Genomic DNA, 19,684 nt, shown 5'->3' with positions numbered 1-19,684 from the left:
GATCCACGCGGGCGCGGTCAGCATTCCCAGCTGAAATTCGGTTTCGCCCATCGTACCCAACGCCACCACCGCCTCATCGTCCGTTCAGCCTAAGGCTTATCCCGCAGCCACGCTACGACACGCTCCGCCGCTTGTTCCGCCGTGTCGGCCGTGGTGTCGATGCGCAGTTCGGGCCGTTCAGGCGCCTCGTACGGCGAATCGATGCCGGTGAAGTTCTTCAGCTCGCCACGCCGCGCCTTGCGGTACAGCCCCTTGGGATCGCGCTCCTCTGCCACCGCCAGCGGCGTATCGATGAAGACTTCGACAAATTCCCCGTCGCCTGCCAGCGCGCGCGCCATCTCGCGCTCGGAGCGGAACGGCGAGATAAACGAGACCAGCACGATCAGCCCGGCATCGAGCATCAGCCTTGCCACTTCCGCCACGCGCCGGATGTTCTCGACGCGGTCGGCCTCGGAGAAGCCCAGGTCCTTGTTCAGCCCATGGCGCACGTTGTCGCCGTCGAGCAGGTAGGTGTGGTGGCCCAGCGCATGCAGGCGCTTTTCCACCAGGTTGGCGATGGTGGACTTGCCCGCGCCGGAGAGCCCGGTGAACCAGACGATGCGCGGCGACTGGTGCTTGAGCGCGGCGTGGGCGTGCCGGTCCACGTCGATGGCCTGCCAGTGGACGTTTTGCGCCCGGCGCAGCGCGAAGTGCAGCATGCCGGCGCCGACCGTGTTGTTGGTCAGCCGGTCGATGATGATGAAGCCGCCCAGCTCGCGGCTGCGTGCATAGGGGTCGAACGCCACCGGCCGGTCCAGGTGCAGGTTGCACACGCCGATTTCATTGAGTTCCAGCGTGCGCGCGGCCAGCTGTTCGAGCGTATTGACGTTGACCTTGTATTTGGGCTGCGCGACGGTCACGCCCACGATACGCGTGCCAAGCTTGAGCAGGTAGGGACGGCCGGGCAGCATCGCGTCCTCGTTCATCCACACCAGCGTGGCTTCGAACTGGTCGGCCACCGCGGGCGGGTCTTCCGCGCACGCCAGCACGTCGCCGCGGCTGATGTCGATCTCGTCGGCCAGCGTCAGCGTCACCGCCTGGCCGCGTACGGCATGCTCGCATTCGCCATCGGCACCAACGATGCTGGCGACGCGGGACTCCCGGCCGGAGGGAAGGGCGCGAACGCGGTCGCCGCGGCGGATCTCGCCGGCGCTGACGGTGCCGGCGAAGCCGCGGAAGTCCAGGTTGGGGCGGTTGACCCACTGCACCGGCAGCCGGAACGTTTCGTCCTGCACGGGGGCGCTGTCGATCGGCACGGTCTCCAGGTGTTGCATCAGCGTCGGGCCCTGGTACCACGGCGTGTTGGCACTGGGCGCGGTGATGTTGTCGCCGCGCAGCGCGGACATCGGGATGCAGGTGATATCGGTCAGGCCGATCTGGCGTGCGAATTCGCGGTACCCGGCTTCGATGCGCGTGTAAACCTCGCGCGAATAGTCCACCATGTCGAGCTTGTTGACCGCCAGCACCACGCGCCGGATGCCCAGCGTGGATACCAGGTAGCTGTGACGGCGCGTCTGCGTCTGCACGCCGCGGCGCGCATCCACCAGCAGGATGGCGAGGTCGGCGGTCGATGCGCCGGTGACCATGTTGCGCGTGTATTGCTCATGCCCCGGCGTGTCGGCGACGATGAACTTGCGTTTGTCGGTGGCAAAGAAGCGGTAGGCGACATCGATGGTGATGCCCTGCTCGCGCTCGGCGGCCAGGCCGTCCACCAGCAGCGCGAAATCGAGGTTTTCGCCCTGCGTGCCCATCTTCTTCGAGTCGGCTTCGAGCTGCGCGAGCTGGTCCTCGAACAGCATCTTCGATTCGTACAGCAGCCGGCCGATCAGCGTGCTCTTGCCGTCGTCGACGCTGCCGCAGGTGATAAAGCGCAGCAGGCTCTTGCTTTGCTGCGCACGCAGGTAGTCGGCGATATCGTGCTGTGCCGCGTTTTTCGCCGCATTTTTCGCCGCGTTTTTCGCCGCGTTTGCCGCCGCTTGTGACGCCGATTCCGGCGCGTTGTCGATCAAGGTTTCCATCAGAAGTACCCCTCCTGCTTCTTCTTCTCCATCGAACCGGCCGAATCGCTGTCGATCAGCCGTCCCTGGCGCTCCGACGTGGTCGCCAGCAGCATTTCCTGGATGATGCCGCCGAGCGTGTCGGCCTCGCTCTCGATTGCGCCGGTGAGCGGATAGCAGCCCAGCGTGCGGAAGCGGACCTTGCGCATCTGAGGCTTCTCGCCGGGGCGCAGCGGCAGGCGTTCGTCGTCGACCATGATCAGCGTGCCGTCGCGTTCGACCACCGGCCGTTCCCTGGCGTAGTAAAGCGGCACGATGGGGATGTCGTTCAGGTAGATGTATTGCCAGATGTCCAGCTCGGTCCAGTTCGACAGCGGGAATACGCGCAGGCTTTCGCCCTTGCGCTTGCGGGTGTTGTACTGGCGCCAGAGTTCGGGGCGCTGCATCTTCGGGTCCCAGCGGTGCTGTGCGGTGCGCACCGAGAACACCCGCTCCTTGGCGCGTGACTTCTCCTCGTCGCGGCGTGCGCCGCCGAAGGCGGCGTCAAAGCCGTAGTGATCCAGTGCCTGCTTCAGGCCCTGCGTCTTCCACACATCGGTGTGGACGGCCGAACCGTGCTCATGCGGGCTGATATTGCGTTCCAGCCCTTCGGGGTTGATATGGACGCGCAGGTCCAGGCCGAGCCGGTCGACGGTCTGGTCGCGGAACGCGATCATCTCGCGGAATTTCCACGTGGTATCGACATGCAGCAGCGGGAACGGCGGCCGCGCGGGATAGAAGGCCTTCATCGCAAGGTGCAGCATCACGGCGCTGTCCTTGCCGATGGAATAGAGCATGACGGGGTTTTCGCATTCCGCCACCACCTCCCGCATGATGTGGATGCTCTCCGCCTCCAGTTGCTCCAGGTGGGTCAACATCGCGTTCTCCTCTTGATCCTCTTAGTTGTGCCAGCCCCCGGACAGGGATTGGCATGGCCACAAGGTAGCGAGCCGGGGCCCCGCGCCACTTCGTCCGGGCGGACTAAGAAATCGCGGGCCGCCGCACGCATTTCCTAGTCCGCCCGGACGAGGAGGCGCTTGCCCTGCGCTGGGTATCGTTGCTACGCCGACGAACCACGGGAGCAGGCAGATGGCGACCACCGCCGAAGACCAATTGCTGAGCGGCCACACCTGGGCCGAGTTTTGCGAAGTGCTCAAGCGCAGCGGGCAGCAGATCCTGCGCCCGGAAGCGCCGACCGACGCGCTCACGCGCGCCGAGGGCTTCCGCTACCTGAGCCGATTGCTGCGTATTGCGCTGGAGATGCACGTGGAATTTGCCGATCCGGCGTTTCCTGGTTTCTTCTCGCCGTCGCATGAAACCGCCAAGATCGGCGCGGACAATCCGGACAACCTGTACCGCTACGCGCGCCTGGACGGCAATGCGGCATACCGCATTCGCGGCCGGCGCGGCACGGTGGCGTATCTCAGCTTCGGCACGCAAAAGGGAGGCTACGAAACGGACGGGCGCATGGTGCAGACCGGTTTTATCGACAGCAACAGGCTGGCGGTGGCGGCGGACGGCAGCTTCGAGATCGTCCTCAGCGCGCAGCCGCGCGACGGCAACTGGGTGCGCATGGAGCCGGCCACCAATGCGCTGGTAGTGCGCCAGACGTTCCTGGACCGCAAGGCGGAGACGCCGGCCGAACTGCACATCGAGCGGCTCGATGGCAATGGCAAGCCGCCCGCGCTCAGCGCGGAGCGCCTGCACGGCGGCCTGCTGCGCGCCGCGGATTTTGTCGAGGGCACCGCGCGCATCTTTGCCAACTGGGCACAGGGCTACGGCGGCCATGTCAACGCCTTGCCACCCGCGGACCAGGCGGTGTGCCAGGCAGCTGGTGGCGATCCCAACATCTTCTACTACCACTCCGGTTGGCAACTGGCCGACGACGAGGCACTGGTGGTCGAGGTCGACCACGTGCCGGCGTGCGACTTCTGGAACTTCCAGATCAATAACTACTGGATGGAGTCGCTCGACTACCGCTACCACGACATCTGCATCAACAAACACGGCGCCCGGCTCGACGCCAGCGGCGGCGTCACGGTCATCCTCAGCGCGCGCGATCCGGGCCTGCCCAACTGGCTGGAGACCGCCGGCCACCGCAACGGCACCATGTGCTGGCGCTGGGTGGGGGCGGCGCAGCCGGTGCATCCGCGCACGCGCGTGGTCAAGCTTGCATCGCTCAGGGAGAACAACGCATGAATGGAATCAACGTGGAGCGCCTGCTTGCGCAGGCGAGCGAGGAGGCCGGCGGACTGGCCGACTTCGGCCCGGGCAACTACCGCGAGGCCCTGGAAGTGCTGTCCGGCTCGCTCGCACGCGAGGCCAACCTGTCGCCGCAGGGCGCGCAACTGCTGGAGGGCAAGCTGCTGGCGCAGCTGGTGAACCGGCTGGTGATCCAGGACTACTGCCAGCGCCATCCGGAGATCCTGCAGGAACGCGTGGAAGACCCGCTGGTCATCGTCGGCCTGCCGCGCACCGGCACCACGCTGCTGCAGCGCATGCTGGCCACCGACGCGCGTTTCTGTTCGGCAGCGTGGTGGGAAACCCGCTACCCGGCGCCGCTGCCCGGCGAGGACGTGCGCGACGCCAGCCGGCGCATCGCGCTGGCACGCGAGGAAGTCGCGCAGATGATCCGCTTCATCCCGGACATCCTCGCCATCCACCCGCTCGACGCGATGGCCGCCGACGAGGAATTCATGCTGATGGAGCATGCCTTCCTGTGTGCGATGGATTCCTACGCCAACGTGCCCGCCTATGCCGACTGGCTGGCGCGCCAGGACCGCACGGAAGTCTATGCCTGGCTGAAGACCATGCTGCAGTTCCTGCAGTGGCAGAAGCGCCAGCGCGCAGGGACTCCGGCGGCGCCGGCGCAGCGCTGGGTGCTGAAGACACCGCAGCACCTGCATACGCTGGAGGTCCTGTTCCGGGTCTTCCCGGGGGCGCAGGTGGTGCTGACCCACCGCGATCCCGCGCAGACCATCCCGTCCATGGCCAGCATGGCGCATACGCTGTGGAAGCTGTACGCCGATGCGCCCGATCCCGTCACGGCGGGCCGGCAATGGAGCGAACAGATGCGGCGCGGCACCGATCACGCCATGGCCGTGCGCGACGCCATGCCTGCCGAGCGCTTTCTCGACGTGCGTTTCGAGGACACCGTGCGTGATCCCTTCGGCGTGGCGCAGGCGGTCTACCGCTTTGCCGGCATGCCGCTGACCGAGGCCGCGCGCGCCGGCATGTGGGCATGGATGGAAAGCAATCCGCGCAACCAGCGCGCGGCGCACGCCTATACGCCCGAGCAGTTCGGGCTGAGCCAGGCTCAGCTGGAGCGCGACTTTGCCGGCTATCGCGCGCGGCACATCGTAGCCCGCAGCTAACTGATACCGAAAACATCGAGGAGACAACAATATGCTGCTGAAAGACAAGATCGTCATCGTGTCCGGCATCGGCCCGGGACTGGGCATCAAGCTCGCGGTGGAAGCCGCGCGCGAGGGCGCCCGCGCCGTGGCCATTGCCGCGCGCACCGCCGCCAGGCTGGACGAAGCGCAGGCCCGCATCGACGCACTGGGCGCCGACTGCGAAGTGCTCAAGGTGGTGACCGACATCACCGACCGCGCCCAGTCCCGCCATCTGGCCAGCGAGGCCATGCGCCGCTTCGGCCGCATCGACGCGCTCGTCAACAGCGCCTTCCAGCACGGCAACTTCCCCGAGCCGGTGGAATCCGCCGACCTGGACGTGTGGCGCCAGGTGTTCGACACCAATGTCTTCGGCACCATGACGCTGACGCAGGAGGTGGCCGCGCTGATGAAGCCGCAGGGCGGCGGCGCCATCGTGATGATCAATACCCAGGCCACGCGCAAGCCGATGCCCGGGGAATCGGGCTACGCGGCGTCCAAGGGCGCGCTGGCGGTGGCGGTCAAGTACCTGGCGCGCGAGCTGGGGCCACATGGCATCCGCGCCAACAGCATCTTCATGGGCTGGATGTGGGGCGCGCCGGTGCAAGGCTATGTGCGCCACGCCGCGGCCGAGCAGGGGGTCGCCGAGGACGCTATCATCGCACCGGTGGCTTCCCAGATCGCGCTGGGCCGCATGCCGACGGACGACGACTGCGCGCGCGCGGCGCTGTTCCTGGTGTCGGACTACGCCCGGGCGATCACCGGGGCCTCGCTGGATGCCAACGGTGGCGACTTCATGCCCTGACCCGCCGGACTGACTGCTCAACTGCCAACTGCCATGACCCGCTACTTTGCCTTCAACGGCGACGCCGACGGCCTGTGCGCCCTGCAGCAGCTGCGCCTGGCGCATCCTGGCGATGCGACCCTGGTCACCGGCGTCAAGCGCGATATCCGCCTGCTCGAGCGGATCGACGCTTGCGCCGGCGATACCGTGACCGCGCTGGACATCTCGCTCGAACAGAACCGGGACGGGCTGCTGCGGCTGCTCGCCGCCGGCGCGCAGGTGGACTACTTCGACCACCATCACGCCGGCGAACTGCCGTCGCATGCCGGGCTGCGCGCGCATATCGACGAAGCCGCGGCGGTCTGCACCAGCATCCTGGTCGACCGCCACCTGGCCGGGCGCCACCAGCGCTGGGCCATCACCGCTGCCTTTGGCGACAACCTGGGCGACGTGGCGCGCACCATGGCGGCGCAGGCACGGCTGGACGCGCGCGAGACCGTGCTGCTGGAACGGCTCGGCACCTGCCTGAACTACAACGCGTATGGCGAGTGCGTGGCGGACCTGCATTGCGATCCCGCCGAACTGGCCCGGCACATGTTGCCGTTCGCGGACCCGCTGGATTTCGCCGGGCAATGCGACGCCTACGCGCTGCTGTGCGACGGCTACGAGGACGACATGGCGCAGGCGCGCCGGCTGGCGCCTGTGCATGAAGTCCCTGGCGCGGCGCTGCTGGTGCTGCCCGACGCGCCATGGGCGCGGCGTGCGATCGGGGTGCTGGCCAATGAGCTGGTGCGCGGGCGTCCCGGCGATGCGATCGGCCTGCTGTCGCCCAGGTCCGGCGGCGGCTTTGCGGTCAGCGTGCGGGTGCCTGCGCACAGCGCCACCGGCGCGGCCGACTTCTGCCGAGGCTTCGAGACCGGCGGTGGCCGGCGCCTGGCCGGCGGCATCAACCACCTGCCCGACGCCGAGGTAGAGCGCTTTACGCGCAGCTTTGCCGACTGCTACGGCGCGCCGCTCAGCCCGGCGGGACAAACTCCGTAACCTCCAGCTCGAAACCGGTGACCGCGCGGTAAGGCACCGGGTGGCTGAGCAGGCGCAGCTTGTGCGCGCCCACATCGCGCAGGATCTGCGCCCCGACGCCCAGCGCGCGCTGGGCGAAGGCCGGCGCCGGCGCGGCGGCAGGCGGCGCGGCCAGCCGCTCCAGCCGCTGCTGCGGCGATTCGCGCTCGTCCAGCAGCACCAGCACGCCGCAGCCTTCAGCACCGATGCGGGCGAGCGAGCGTTCCAGGTTCCAGGCCGGTTGCAGCGGCGTGCCGAAGGCGAGCACGTCGCGCTGCATCTCCACGGCCTGCACGCGCGTCAGCACCGGCTGGCCCGGATCGGGCTCGCCCAGCACCAGCGCCAGATGGAGCGCGTCGGCCGGCGCGTCGTGGTAGGCGTGCACGGTGAAGCGCCCGAACGGCGTGTCCAGCCGGGTCGAGTGCGTGCGGCGCAGCGCGCCTTCGGTCAGCAGCCGGTGGTGGATGAGCCCGCTGATCGAGACCGCCGCCAGCCCGTGGTGCTGCGCAAAGGCAAGCAGGGCGGGGCCGCGCAGCAGGTCGCCGTCGTCATCGAGCAGCATCGCATAGGCGCCGGCGGCGACGCGCCCGGCCAGCCGGGGCAGGTCGGAGCAGGCCTCGGCAAAGCCGGCGCGGCGCAGCACGCCGTCGGCCTGCGCGACCACCGGAAAGATGTGCCCGGGCTGGACCAGGTCCGCCGGCTGCGCACGCGCAGCCGCCGCCACGCGCAGCGTCAGCGCCCGGTCCGCGGCGGAAATGCCGGTGCTGACGCCGGTGGCTGCTTCGATCGACACCGTGTAGCGCTCGCGCTGGCGCTGGTTGGCGGCCATCGGCGGCAACTGCAGCCGATCCCGGCGCGCCTCGGTGATGGCCATGCAGACCAGGCCGCGCGCCTCCGCGGCCATGAAGTTGACGTCGGCCTCCGTGGTGCGTTCGGCGGCCACCAGCACGCAGCCAGTGGCCTCCGCGGTCTCGTCTTCGATCACCACCACGCGCTGGCCGGCGGCCAGCGCGGCAAGCACGTTGGCCATCGGCGGCAGGACGTTGGCCGTGTTCATGCTGCCTCCTGCCGGCTGTTGCCGAATGCCCGGACCAGCGCCGCCGCGGCCACATCCAGCGCATCGCTGGCCGCGTCGATCACGCCCTGCATGCTGATAAAGCCGTGGAACTGCCCCGGCCAGCGCCGCACGGTGGCGCTGTCGCCCGCGCGTTGCAGCGCCTCGCCGTAGGCTTCGCCCTGGTCGCGCAGCGGGTCGAACTCGGCGGTGATGATGGTCGCAGGCGGCAGGGCATGCAGATCGCGCTGCTGCAGCGGGCTCGCGCGCACGTCGGCGGCGTCGGCGCGATCGGCAAGGTACTGGGTGCGATACCAGTCCAGTTCCGCCGCGCCGAGGAAGTAGCCGGCCGCGCAATCGCGATAGCTCGCGCTGGCCGTCGCGCCATCGGTGCAGTCCAGGTAGGGATAGAGCAGCAGCTGATGCCGCAGGGCGATGCCGCTGCCGCGCAACTGCTGGCAAGCCACGGCGGCGAGGTTGCCGCCGGCGCTGTCGCCCGCCACGGCGATCCGTGACGGGTCCGCACCCAGTTGCGCCGCATGCGCGGCCGCCCATCGCACCGCCGCGACCGCATCATCCGCGGCGGCCGGGAAGCGCGCTTCCGGCGCGAGCCGGTAGTCGACCGACAGCACCAGCGCGCCGCTGCGGCGCGCCAGGCTGCGGCAGATGTTGTCGTGCGAATCCAGGCCGCACAGCACAAAGCCGCCGCCGTGGAAATAGATGACAAGCGGCAGCGCGGCGCTGTCGTCCGGCCGGTACAGACGGGCCTTCAGCGGGCCGGCCGCACCGTCCAGGGTCAGGTCTTGCTGCGCGGCGATGGCGTCGCCGGGCGCGAACCCCGGCATGGCCGCCAGCGCGGCACGATAGTCGGCGGCGCGCAGCGTGGAGAAGTCTGGGCTGGGCATGGCGGCCATGGCATCAAGCATGGCGCGGGCCTGGGGGTCGAGCGGCATGGTGTCTCCCGGTTGCCGTTGAGGATTCAAAGTTCAGAGCGCGAACACCGGCTGGCTGCCGGCGGCAATGCCTTGCGCGCGCGCCAGCGCGGCCTGCGCGGCCTGCTCGTGCGGCAGGATCCAGAAGCGGCCGGCCGCCACGCCATCGAGGATCACGTGCGCGACCTCGTCCGGCGTCATGCCGGCGGCAATGCCGCTGCGCAGCGCGCCGTTCATCTGGTTCACCTCCTGCGAGCCGGCGCCATCCAGGTCCGCCGCGATGCCGGTGGCGACCGGGCCGGGGCAGACCACCGACACCTGGATCGGAAGGCCGGCCGCCTGCAGCTCCAGCGCGAGGCCTTCGCTGAGCGCTACCACGCCCTGCTTGGACAGCGTGTAGGGCGCCAGCCAGGGGCCGACCGCGAGGCCCGCCATCGACGCCACGTTGACGATATGGCCCGAGCCCTGCGCCGCCATGCGCGGCACGAAGCAGCGCAGCGCGTGCAGCACGCTCCACAGGTTGATGCGCAGCACGCGCTCGAATACTTCCGGCGCCAGCTCCCAGCAGCGCCCGGTGGCCAGCACGCCGGCGTTGTTGACCAGCAGGTCGACGCGGCCCAGGCGCAGGAAGGCTTCCGCGCACAAGTGCTCCATCTGGCGCGCGTCGGCGACGTCGGTCGGGATGGCAATTGCAATGGCCCCCTGGCCGGCAAGCGCCGCGCGCGTCGCTTCCAGTGCATCCGCATCGATATCGGCGAGCGCCAGCGCGTAGCCTTGCGCCGCCAAGGCGTGTGCCAGCGCACGGCCGATGCCGCTGCCCGCACCGGTGATCACTGCGGCCTGCTGCCGCGGGTTTGCCGCCATGGTCATGGTTCTCCGTGGAAAAAAACGGGAATGACGGGCAGCGGGGATCGCCGCCCATGGCTGACTTGTAGCGGCGGCGCGGCGGCGCGGCATCGTCTGTTTGGGTAGGGCGGCGTCACATGGCGCCATCTGGCGCATAGGTGTTTGCCCGCGCCTGGCCGGCCATGGGTCTGCCCTTAGTCTGTTTGGAGTATGTGTTTGCGACGCCGGCGCGTGAGGATTGGCCTGTCCCGCGGGACTAGTCCGGCGTGCCTGTCATGCCGGCATGGACTAGGGCAAACCATGAAGGCAGGGGGCAAGCCGCGACCCCTTCGCCGTCCCTATAATCGGGGCACAAAAAAGGGCCGCAGAGCTCGCAGGAAGGCCAGCCGCCCGGCACGTCCGGGGCGCTGCGCACGCCACAATGGAGACAGAGGAAATGCTGATGGAGGCGAGCCACAACCAGGCAGCCGCGCACCTGTTCGCGCAGACGACGGTGTCGCTGTCTGACTTCAGCGCGTTGCTGGGCAATATCTACCAGGGACCGATGGAACAGGTGCCGTGGGGCAAGGCGCTGGAGCAGATCCGCAGGCAGCTCGACGCCAACTACGTCACGCTGATCCTGCGCTCGCCTGCCACGGACCGGCGCGGGCTCATGATCAATGCCTCGGAGCACGGTGGTTCGACGCTACCGGGCGAGACTTCCTACAACAACTACTACTACGCGCTCGATCCTTTCATCGGCCTGCCGTCGGACCGCGTGGTGACCATCGACGAGCATCTCGGGCCGGGCGTCTGGTGCCAGAGCGAAATCTACCTGCAGTTCCTCAAGGACATCGGCATCCGCTACATCCTGGGCGCGGACCTGCGTACCGACGATGGCGTGGAATGCCGCTTCCGTGTCTGCCGCAAGCATGACGGCCGCGACTTCTCGGCCGCCGACAAGGCGCTGTGCACCGCGCTGCTGCCGCACCTGAAGCGCGCGGTGGACCTGCACTCGCGCCTCGACGTGGTGGAGTCGGAGCGCACTGTCTATGCCAGCGCCATCGACCGCATGCTGGTCGGCATGGTGATCCTCGACGAGTCCGGCGCCATCATCAAGACCAACGCCGCCGCCGACGAGATCCTGGGCGCCAAGGACGGCATGCGGATCGCCAAGGGCGGGCTGGACGTGGAATACGGCCAGGAGAACCGCAAGTTCCAGCGGTCGCTGCGCCAGGCGATGATGGGGCACCTGGGCACCGCGCCGGCGCTGATGGAAGCGATGTCGATCACGCGTCCGTCCGGCAGCGCCAGGCTGGGCGTGCTGATCCGCACCATCCCGCTCAGCGAGTGGTCGGAGGACAACCGCAAGCGCCCGGCCTGTGTGGTCTTCATCCGCGATCCCGAACGGCGCTCGCAGGCCTCGCACGATGTGGTGCGCCAGCTGTTCGACCTCACGCCCGCGGAGACGCAACTGGCGCTGCAACTCGCCAACGGCCTCACGCTCGATGAAGCCGCGGACGAACTGGGCATCAGCAAGAACACGGCACGCGCGCACCTGCGCGCGATCTTCTCCAAGACCGGCGTGACCCGGCAGGCCACGCTGGTGCGCATGCTGCTGAGCAGCGTGATTTCTCTGGGCTAAGGCAAACGTCAGGGCTTTGCGCTGAGCACCAGCGCAAAGCCCTGCGGAGTCTGCAGTACCGCGCGGGTCTCATGCGGGCCCTGCGCCGCGGGCATCGTCACAGCGGCACCCGCATCCACCAGCCGCGCGATCGCCGCGGCAATCTCCTCACCCTCATCCACCTTGAACGCGAGCGCGGCCTGGTCCACCAGCCGTTCTTCGCCGGCCACCAGCGCCAGCGTGAGTGCGCCCGCATCCAGCGCGCAATAGCGGTCGCCGTCGCGAAACTTCACGGCCAGTCCGAGCCCTTCCGTGAAGAACGGCAGCGCGGCGTCGAGGTTTGCAACGGGGTAAAGCAGCAGTCTGGCTTGCATGGTTTCCTGGTCCTTTCGAAGTTCAAGAACGGGCATCGGTGCCCGCGAACCATGATAGGGATGCGCCAGGCACTGCTCATAATCCAATCAGACGATGTTGCAACGCCTTGCGCCGCCCACACTGCAAGCACACAGGCCGCTTCCGGCCCGAGGCGCGGCAACCGGCGGCGTCCCGGCGGCGGTCCTGAACCATTCAATGCCAAGGGAAGGGGACTGCAATGCGTTTTTCGCTGATCTATGAAGCACAGACCGTCGATGCCTCGCGCGCCGGTGACCACAAGGTGTTCGATGAAATCATGGAACAGGTGGTGCTGGCCGAGGACATGGGCTTCGACGTGGTCTGGGCGGTCGAGCACACCGCGCTGACCAACTACGCGCACATGAGCGCGCCGGAAACGTTCCTCGCTTTCGTTGCCGGGCGCACGCAGCGCATCGGCATCGGCCACGGCGTGGTGTGCCTGCCGCCGGCGATGAACCACCCGGTCAAGGTGGCCGAGCGCATCGCCACGCTCGACATCCTGTCCGGCGGCCGCGTTCACTTCGGCGTGGGCAAGGGCGGCACGCAGCAGGAAGCGGGCACCTTTGGCTACGACCTGAACAGCCTGCACCCGATGATCGACGAGTCGATGTACCTGATCCCCAAGATCATGACGCAGGACGAGATCGAGCACGATGGCGAGTTCATCAAGATCCCGCGCCGCCCGATCCACCCCAAGCCGCGCCAGGATCCGCATCCGCTGATGTACCTGGCCTGCACCAATGCCGACACGCTGCAACGCGCCGGCGCGCGCGGCATGGGTGCGCTGGTGCTCGGCTTCGGCGGCCCGGAGGATGTGGCCAGGAAGAACGAGATCTATCGCACCGCGTGGGAGTGCCGCAAGCCGGAGGACCAGGTCGGCTTCCGTCCGCACCAGCATCTCGCCGCGCTGTGCCCGACCATCGTGCTGGAGGATGGACTGGCCGCGCGCAAGATCGGCATCAAGGGCCAGCGCTATTTCATGGAGTCGCTGTCGTACTGGTACGCCGGCGGCGAGCGCCCGGATCCGGCTGCCTGGGACGACGAGCATGTCACCGCGACGGACGCGCAGGGCAAGGCTGTCATCAACACGAAGTTTGCTTCCGAGAAGGTCTCGGTGGACTTCAGCGACCCGTCGATGATGATGCTGAACCCCAATCACGCCTACGGCACGGTGGAGGACTGCATCGGCTACGTGCAGCGCCTGATCGATGCCGGCGCCGATGAAATCCTGTTCATCTGCCAGATGGGCACGGTGCCGCAGTGGGCGCAGCTCGAGACCATCCGCAATATCGGCGAGCACGTGATCCCGCATTTCCGCCAGCAGGGCCGCAAGCTGCGCGCGCTGGCGTGAACATCTGCTGACCGATGGCTTGCGCCTCTCTCCCGCAAGCGGGAGAGGGGCCGGGGGAGAGGGCCGGCGCATCCACGAAGTGCCGCGCACCGAATCGCGAAACAGCTAGTCCCATCAGACGATGGCGCCCCGCCCACCCGATGCAAACATCAACGCCAGCCACAAGACAAAGCACAAAGGAGACCGCGGTGCATCACGACAACAACCCCAAGGAACTGGCCGCGCGCCTGATCGCGCGCGCCGAGCAGATGATCCCCGCGCTGGCGGAACGCGCCACCCGTGCCGAAGCCGAAGCGCGCATCCCCGCCGAAACCATCGCCGAGATGCAGGCCGCGGGCTTCTTCAAGGTGCTGCAGCCGCGCCGCCACGGTGGCTACGAGCTCGACCCGCAGACCTTCTTCCGCATCCAGATGGCGCTGGCCAGGGGCTGCATGTCCACCGCCTGGGTCTACGGCGTGGTGGGCGTGCACAACTGGCAGCTCGCCCTGTTCGACGAGCGCGCGCAGCAGGAGGTCTGGGGCAACGATCCCGCCACGCTGATCGCCTCGACCTACATGCCGGTCGGCAAGGTCACCCCGGTCGAAGGCGGCTATCGCTTCTCCGGCCACTGGAAGTTCTCCAGCGGCAGCGAACTGTGCGACTGGATCTTCCTTGGCGGCCTGGTGCCGCCGTCCGAACCGGGCGGCGCCTATGACTACCGCACCTTCCTGCTGCCGCGCTCCGACTACAGGATCGTGCGCAACTGGGACGTGCTGGGCCTGCGCGCCACCGGCAGCCACGACATCGTCGTCGATGATGTGTTCGTCCCCGACTACCGCACGCACCGCGCCGTCGATGGCGCCATGGGCACCAGCCCGGGCCTGGCGGTGAACGACGTGCCGCTGTACCGCCTGCCATTCGCGCAGATATTCGTGCGTGCCGTGTGCACCGCGTGCATCGGCGCGCTGGAGGGAACCCTCGACGATTTCGTCGCCTACGCCGACGGCCGCGTCAGCAGCAATGGCGGCAGCAAGACCGCGGAGGACGGCGGTGCGCAACTGGCCTGCGCCAATGCCCAGGTGGCCGTCGACGAAATGCGCACCGTCCTCGAACGCAACTTCGACGAGCTGCTGGCGGTTGCGCGCGAAGGTGGCCAGGTGCAGACGCCGCGCCGCCTGCATTTCCGCTACCAGTCGTCCCAGGTGGCCGAGCGCTGCGCGCAGCTGGCCAACAGCCTGCTTCGGTATGCCGGTGGCAACGGCATCTACCGCACCAACCCGATGGTGCGCCGCTTCCTCGACCTGCACGCGGCGCGCGCCCACTACGCCAACAACCTGGACCGCTTCGGCCAGAACCTGGGCGGCGTGATGATGGGCCGCGCCAACACCGACTTCTTCATCTGAAGCCGCGCACCGGCAAGGGAATCCATCATGACCCAGAGCACAGCGCGCATGCAGGCGAAAGTATTTGACGTGGTGGTGATCGGCTCAGGCGCCGGCGGCATGCTGGCCGCGTGCCGCGCCGCCGACCGGGGCCTGTCGGTGGTGGTGCTGGAGAAGAGCAGCCAGTACGGCGGCACCTCGGCGGTGTCCGGCGGCGGCATCTGGATTCCGCAGAACCACCATATCGCGCCGGCGGGCGGACAGGACAACCATGCCAGGGCGCTGGAATACGTGCTCGCCTGCACCGGCGAAGACGGCGACCCGCAGCGCATCCTTGCCTACCTGGAGCAGGCGCCGCGCATGCTGCAGTACCTGGAGCAGCAGGCTGGCGTGCATTACTACACGCTGCCGCGCTACGCCGACTACTTCCAGAAGCTGCCCGGCGCGATGCCCGGCTACCGAGCGCTCGACCCGATGCCGTTCGACGGCGCGCGCCTGCGCGAAGAATTCGACCGGCTGCGTCCACCGTCGCCGGGCACGCTGGTGGGCGGCCGCGTGGCCGTGACCTCCGGCGAGGCGCACGCGCTGCTGAGTCGCTCGCCCGGCTGGTTCGGGCTGGCGGTGCGCCAGTTCGCACGCTACTGGCTGGACTTCGGCTGGCGCCGCAAGACCCCGCGCGACCGGCGGCTCACGCTCGGCAACAGCCTGGTCGGTGGCTTGCGGCGGGCGATGATGGACCGCGCCATTCCGCTGTGGCTGGACACCGCACTGCAGGACCTGATCGTCGAAGACGGCACGGTGCGCGGCGTGCGCGCCTTGCAAGCCGGGCAGCCGCTGGAAATCCGCGCCTTGCACGGCGTGATCCTGGCCGCCGGCGGCTTCGAGCGCAACCAGGCCATGCGCGAGCAATACCTGCCGCAGCCGACGCAGGCCGGCTGGAGCGCGACGCCGCCCAACAACACCGGCGACGCGATCCTCGCCGGGCAGGCCGCCGGCGCCGGCGTAGCGCTGATGTCGCACGTATGGGGCGCGCCTACCCTGCACGTGCAGGGCGAGGAAAAGCAGCGCGCGCTCTTTATCGAGCGCGCCATGCCGGGCTGCCTGGTGGTGAACGGGCAGGGCCGGCGCTTCGCCAACGAGGCCGCGCCGTATTCCGAGTTCGTGCCGGCCATGTACCGCGACCACGAGAAGACCGGCTGCAGCGTGCCGGCGTGGATGGTGTTCGACGCAACCTTCCGCCACAAATACCCGTGCGGGCCGATCCTGCCGGGCTCGGTAATGCCGGACCGCAGCATTCCGGCGGGCATGTCCGGCATCCTGGTGCGCGCCGACACGCTGGCGCAGCTGGCGCAGCGGATCGGGGTGGACGCCGACGGGCTGGCCGGCAGTGTCGCCCGCATGAACCGCTACGCCGCCACCGGCGTCGACGAGGAATTCGGCAAGGGCGACAACCTGTTCGATACCTACTACAGCGATCCGGCGGTGCGGCCCAACCCGTGCCTGGCACCGATCGGCAAGGCACCGTTCTACGCCGTGCGGCTCGATGCCGGCGATATCGGCACCAAGGGCGGGCTGGTGACCGACGCCAGCGCGCGCGTGCTGCGCGAGGACGGCAGCGCCATCGCCGGCCTGTTCGCCATCGGCAATACCAGTGCCTCGATGATGGGCAGCAGTTATCCCGGCGCGGGCTCCACCCTGGGCCCGGCCATGACCTTCGGCTATATCGCTGCGGACGTGATCGCGCAGCAAGCGCGGCGGCCCGCCGCCGCGCCCCACGCTCAAACCGTACAGGAGGCCCTATGAGCGCCAGTTCAGACACCAGCGCCGAAACCAGCACCGCGCTGCGCGACGACATGCTGAAGGCGATGCGCCGCATGGCGCGTTCGGTGGCGGTCATCAGCTGCCGCCAGGGCGAGCGCCGCTATTCGATGTCGGTGACGGCGGTCGATTCGCTGTCGGCCGATCCGCCGTCGCTGCTGATCTGCATCAACCGCGGTTCGTCGATCTACCCGCCGCTCGACGCCGGCACGGACTTCTGCATCAACCTGCTGGCTGCCGACCACCAGGACATCGCGGTCGACTGCAGCGGCCGCCTCAAGGGCGAGGAACGCTTTACCAGCGGCGAGTGGGAGGACGACCTGCTTGGCGTGCCGTGCCTGCGCGACGCCCAGGCCAACCTGGTCTGCCAGCAGGACGGACGCTTCGACTACGGCACGCACGCGGTCTTCATCGGGCGGCTGCGCGAGGTGCGGCTGGCGGGCGAGGTGTCGCCGCTGGTCTATGTCGACGGCGCCTATACGACTTCCGCGCCGCTGCGCGCGCTGTGTTCGGCCTGAGCAAGGGGCACAAGCATGCATCCCGATTCCGTTACGCCGGTCTACGCACCGTTGCGGCTCGATGACCCCGACGCGCACCGGTGGCAGGCAGTCTGCGACGCGGTGGTGGTGGGTTTCGGCGCAGCGGGCGCTTGCGCCGCACTGGAAGCAGCGCACGGTGGCGCGCGCGTGATCGTCGCGGAGCGCTTCGAAGGCGGTGGCGCCAGCGCGAAGAGCGGTGGGGTGGTTTATGCCGGAGGGGGCACGTCTTACCAGGCCGCCGCGGGCTATGCCGATACGCCGCAGGCGATGGCGGACTACCTGCGCCAGGAGACCGGCGAAGTCGTCAGCGAGGCCTCGCTGCAGGCATTCTGCGAGCATAGCCGCGACATGATCGGCTGGCTGGAAGGTGTTGGCGTGCGCTTTGCCGCCACCGTACCGCCGCGCAAGACGTCATACCCGGCGCAGCCGTATTACCTCTACTACTCCGGCAACGAAGCCGTGGCCGCATATGCGCAGCACGCCGCGCCGGCGCCACGCGGGCACCGCGTGAAAGGCCCCGGCATGTCTGGCCGCACGCTGTACGACGCGCTGCGCGGGGCCGTGGAAGCCCGGGCGGACATCACAGTGATGCGCCGGGCGGCGGCACGACGGCTGATCGTGGACAAGGACGGCGCAGTCATCGGGGTCGAATTGTGGCAGGTGCCACCGGGACGCCACCAGAAGCGCCACGCCCGCCTGTCGCGGCTTGCCGAGCGCCTGCACAACGGCATGCCGGGCGTCGCCGACCTGCTGCGCCAGCGCGTGCTGCAGCTCGAGCTGCGCCATGCACGGCCCGTGGCTGTGCGCGCCCGCGCCGTCGTGCTGGCCACGGGTGGCTTTATCTTCAACCGCGCCATGGTGGCGCGCCACGCCGGCAAGTATCTGCAGAACTGGCGCCTCGGAGCCAGCGGTTGCGACGGCAGCGGCATCAGGCTCGGCGAATCAGCGGGTGCGGCCGTGCGGCACATGGAGCGCGTGTCTGCCTGGCGCTTTATCAATCCGCCGTTCGACTGGGCGCGCGGATGCGTGGTCGACGGCCGGGGCGCGCGCATCGGCAACGAGGAAACCTATGGCGCCACGCTGGGCCACGCCATCTGCGAACGGCATGGCGGGCGCGCGTGGCTGATCCTGAACCGCGCGCTGGCGCGCGCCGCCCTGCGTGAATGCGCTGGCGGGCGGCTCTGGGCCTTCCAGGCTTTGCCCGCCGCGCTGCTGATGCTGACCGGCGCGCGCCGTGCCGCCAGCCTGGAGGCCCTTGCCGACAAGCTGGGCATGCCCGGCGCGGCGCTGCGGGCAACGATCGATGCCTGCAACGCCGCTGCCCGCGGCGAGATTGCCGATCCGGCCGGCAAGTCGGCGCAGATGTGCGCCTCGCTTGAAACCGGGCCATGGCTCGCCATCGACATCTCGGCAAACAGCCGCGTCTTCCCTTGTCCTGCGATCACGCTTGGCGGCTTGTCCGTGGAAGAGTCCAGCGGCCGGGTGCTGGCCATCGCAGGCGGCGCCCCCATTCCGGGCCTCTACGCCGCAGGCCGGACCGCGGTGGGCATCGCATCCAACCATTACGTAAGCGGCCTCTCGCTTGCCGACTGCATCTGGTCGGGGCGCAATGCCGGCCGCCACCTGACCGGCCGCCACCTGACACAACAGCCTGCCGCAGACCGGCAGGCACACACCAACGAGGAGATTTTCCATGAGCCGACGTACTGAAGGCAAGATCGCGATCGTCACCGGGGCCGCCAGCGGCGTCGGCAAGGAAGACGCACTGCTGCTGGCGCGCGAAGGCGCGCGCGTGGTGCTGACCGACCTCAACGAGGAAGCGGGCCATGCGCTGGCGCGCGAGATCGGCGAGACCGCGCTGTTCGTGCCGCACGACATCGCCAGTGAAGCCGGCTGGCAGCAGGTGATGGCGCGCACCGTACAGCGCTTCGGCGCGCCGAACGTGCTGGTCAACAACGCCGCGATCCTGGTGCTGGGTTCGGTCGAGGACGCCACGCTGGAGCAATGGCAGCGCGTGATGCGCATCAACGCCGACGGCTACTTCCTCGGCTGCAAGTACGGCGTGGCCGCGATGAAGGCGGGCGGCGGCAGCATTGTGAACATGTCATCGGTGGCGGCTCTGGGCGGCATGGGCGCGTTCTGTGCCTACAGTGCCAGCAAAGGCGCGGTGGCGGCGCTGACGCGCGCCGTGGCGGGCCACTGCAAGCAGAGCGGCTACAAAGTGCGCTGCAACTCGATCCATCCGGACGGCATCCTCACGCCGATGACCGCGGCCTTCCTGCCCGGCGGCGCCACCGCGCTGCCGGAGGAAGTCGGCGGCGCCGAGCCGATGCAGCGCATGTGCCATCCGCGCGACGTGGCCAACCTGGTGCTGTTCCTGGCCTCCGACGAATCGCGCTTTATCAATGGCGCGGAACTGCGCATCGACAACGCGCAGACCATCATGGGCGTGGCCTGACGCCACCCAGAGCGAAAGA

The 19,684-nt window shown here is 68.7% G+C and carries 17 protein-coding genes; 11 read left to right on the top strand and 6 right to left on the bottom strand.

Annotated elements, in window-relative coordinates; genetic code table 11:
- Positions 1-89: 89 nt before the first annotated feature.
- Positions 90-2,057 carry a sulfate adenylyltransferase subunit CysN gene (gene cysN, locus LPA45_RS24150; protein WP_317924719.1) on the bottom strand — a complete coding sequence of 656 codons (1,968 nt, stop codon included), beginning with the start codon at positions 2,055-2,057 and terminating at the stop codon, positions 90-92.
- On the bottom strand, positions 2,057-2,953 hold the full coding sequence (cysD, locus tag LPA45_RS24145; RefSeq protein WP_116318699.1) for a sulfate adenylyltransferase subunit CysD: 897 nt from the start codon (positions 2,951-2,953) through the stop codon (positions 2,057-2,059). Before cysD ends, cysN begins: the two co-directional genes overlap by 1 nt.
- A gap of 211 nt (positions 2,954-3,164) precedes the next feature.
- Here cysD and LPA45_RS24140 point away from each other — a divergent pair, with 211 nt between their 5' ends.
- Genes LPA45_RS24140 through LPA45_RS24125 form a run of 4 tightly spaced genes read left to right on the top strand, consistent with a single transcriptional unit; the run spans position 3,165 to position 7,292 of the window.
- Entirely contained in the window at positions 3,165-4,274 is a 1,110-nt protein-coding gene (locus LPA45_RS24140; RefSeq protein ID WP_317924718.1) for a DUF1214 domain-containing protein, read from the top strand.
- Positions 4,271-5,449, top strand: coding sequence for a sulfotransferase (locus LPA45_RS24135; RefSeq protein ID WP_317924717.1), 1,179 nt, complete (start codon positions 4,271-4,273; stop codon positions 5,447-5,449). The genes LPA45_RS24140 and LPA45_RS24135 overlap by 4 nt, the downstream gene beginning before the upstream one ends.
- A 31-nt stretch (positions 5,450-5,480) precedes the next feature.
- Positions 5,481-6,272: an SDR family oxidoreductase gene (locus tag LPA45_RS24130; RefSeq protein ID WP_116318696.1), complete on the top strand. Its 792-nt coding sequence runs from the start codon at positions 5,481-5,483 to the stop codon at positions 6,270-6,272.
- 33 nt (positions 6,273-6,305) lie between these two features.
- Positions 6,306-7,292, top strand: coding sequence for an acetyltransferase (locus LPA45_RS24125; protein ID WP_317924715.1), 987 nt, complete (start codon positions 6,306-6,308; stop codon positions 7,290-7,292).
- Here LPA45_RS24125 and LPA45_RS24120 read toward each other — a convergent pair.
- From LPA45_RS24120 to LPA45_RS24110, 3 genes are read right to left on the bottom strand one after another with little or no spacing between them, the layout of a single operon-like run.
- Positions 7,267-8,367 carry a 3,4-dihydroxy-2-butanone-4-phosphate synthase gene (locus LPA45_RS24120; protein WP_116318694.1) on the bottom strand — a complete coding sequence of 367 codons (1,101 nt, stop codon included), beginning with the start codon at positions 8,365-8,367 and terminating at the stop codon, positions 7,267-7,269. The genes LPA45_RS24125 and LPA45_RS24120 overlap by 26 nt on opposite strands.
- Positions 8,364-9,317 carry an alpha/beta hydrolase gene (locus LPA45_RS24115; RefSeq protein WP_317924714.1) on the bottom strand — a complete coding sequence of 318 codons (954 nt, stop codon included), beginning with the start codon at positions 9,315-9,317 and terminating at the stop codon, positions 8,364-8,366. Before LPA45_RS24115 ends, LPA45_RS24120 begins: the two co-directional genes overlap by 4 nt.
- A gap of 33 nt (positions 9,318-9,350) precedes the next feature.
- Complete coding sequence (locus tag LPA45_RS24110; RefSeq protein WP_116318940.1) at positions 9,351-10,160, bottom strand: SDR family oxidoreductase; 810 nt, start codon at positions 10,158-10,160, stop codon at positions 9,351-9,353.
- 418 nt (positions 10,161-10,578) lie between these two features.
- Here LPA45_RS24110 and LPA45_RS24105 point away from each other — a divergent pair, with 418 nt between their 5' ends.
- On the top strand, positions 10,579-11,766 hold the full coding sequence (locus tag LPA45_RS24105; RefSeq protein WP_116318692.1) for a helix-turn-helix transcriptional regulator: 1,188 nt from the start codon (positions 10,579-10,581) through the stop codon (positions 11,764-11,766).
- 8 nt (positions 11,767-11,774) lie between these two features.
- Here the strand turns inward: LPA45_RS24105 and LPA45_RS24100 are convergent, their stop codons facing one another.
- Positions 11,775-12,119, bottom strand: coding sequence for a VOC family protein (locus LPA45_RS24100; RefSeq protein WP_317924713.1), 345 nt, complete (start codon positions 12,117-12,119; stop codon positions 11,775-11,777).
- 218 nt (positions 12,120-12,337) lie between these two features.
- Between LPA45_RS24100 and LPA45_RS24095 the strand changes: the two genes are divergently transcribed.
- The 6 genes from LPA45_RS24095 (at position 12,338) to LPA45_RS24070 (ending at position 19,665) form a co-directional block, all read left to right on the top strand.
- A complete protein-coding gene (locus tag LPA45_RS24095) occupies positions 12,338-13,489 on the top strand; it encodes an LLM class flavin-dependent oxidoreductase (RefSeq protein WP_317924712.1) in 1,152 nt (383 codons plus the stop codon).
- Positions 13,490-13,677: 188 nt separating this feature from the next.
- Positions 13,678-14,871, top strand: coding sequence for a flavin-dependent monooxygenase (locus LPA45_RS24090; protein WP_116318689.1), 1,194 nt, complete (start codon positions 13,678-13,680; stop codon positions 14,869-14,871).
- Positions 14,872-14,898: 27 nt separating this feature from the next.
- Positions 14,899-16,653 (top strand): FAD-dependent oxidoreductase, encoded by a 1,755-nt coding sequence (locus tag LPA45_RS24085; protein WP_317925306.1) that lies wholly within the window; start codon positions 14,899-14,901, stop codon positions 16,651-16,653.
- The gene (locus tag LPA45_RS24080; RefSeq protein WP_116318687.1) at positions 16,650-17,186 is read left to right on the top strand and encodes a flavin reductase family protein; all 537 of its coding nucleotides are present in this window, start codon (positions 16,650-16,652) and stop codon (positions 17,184-17,186) included. The genes LPA45_RS24085 and LPA45_RS24080 overlap by 4 nt, the downstream gene beginning before the upstream one ends.
- Positions 17,187-17,201: 15 nt before the next feature.
- The gene (locus tag LPA45_RS24075; RefSeq protein WP_317925307.1) at positions 17,202-18,917 is read left to right on the top strand and encodes an FAD-binding protein; all 1,716 of its coding nucleotides are present in this window, start codon (positions 17,202-17,204) and stop codon (positions 18,915-18,917) included.
- A complete protein-coding gene (locus LPA45_RS24070) occupies positions 18,901-19,665 on the top strand; it encodes an SDR family oxidoreductase (protein WP_317925309.1) in 765 nt (254 codons plus the stop codon). Before LPA45_RS24075 ends, LPA45_RS24070 begins: the two co-directional genes overlap by 17 nt.
- Positions 19,666-19,684: the final 19 nt, after the last annotated feature.

It is taken from the genome of Cupriavidus sp. Agwp_2, assembly GCF_040784895.1.
Taxonomy (GTDB): Bacteria; Pseudomonadota; Gammaproteobacteria; order Burkholderiales; family Burkholderiaceae; genus Cupriavidus.
This window is presented reverse-complemented; position numbering and strand designations above follow the sequence as displayed.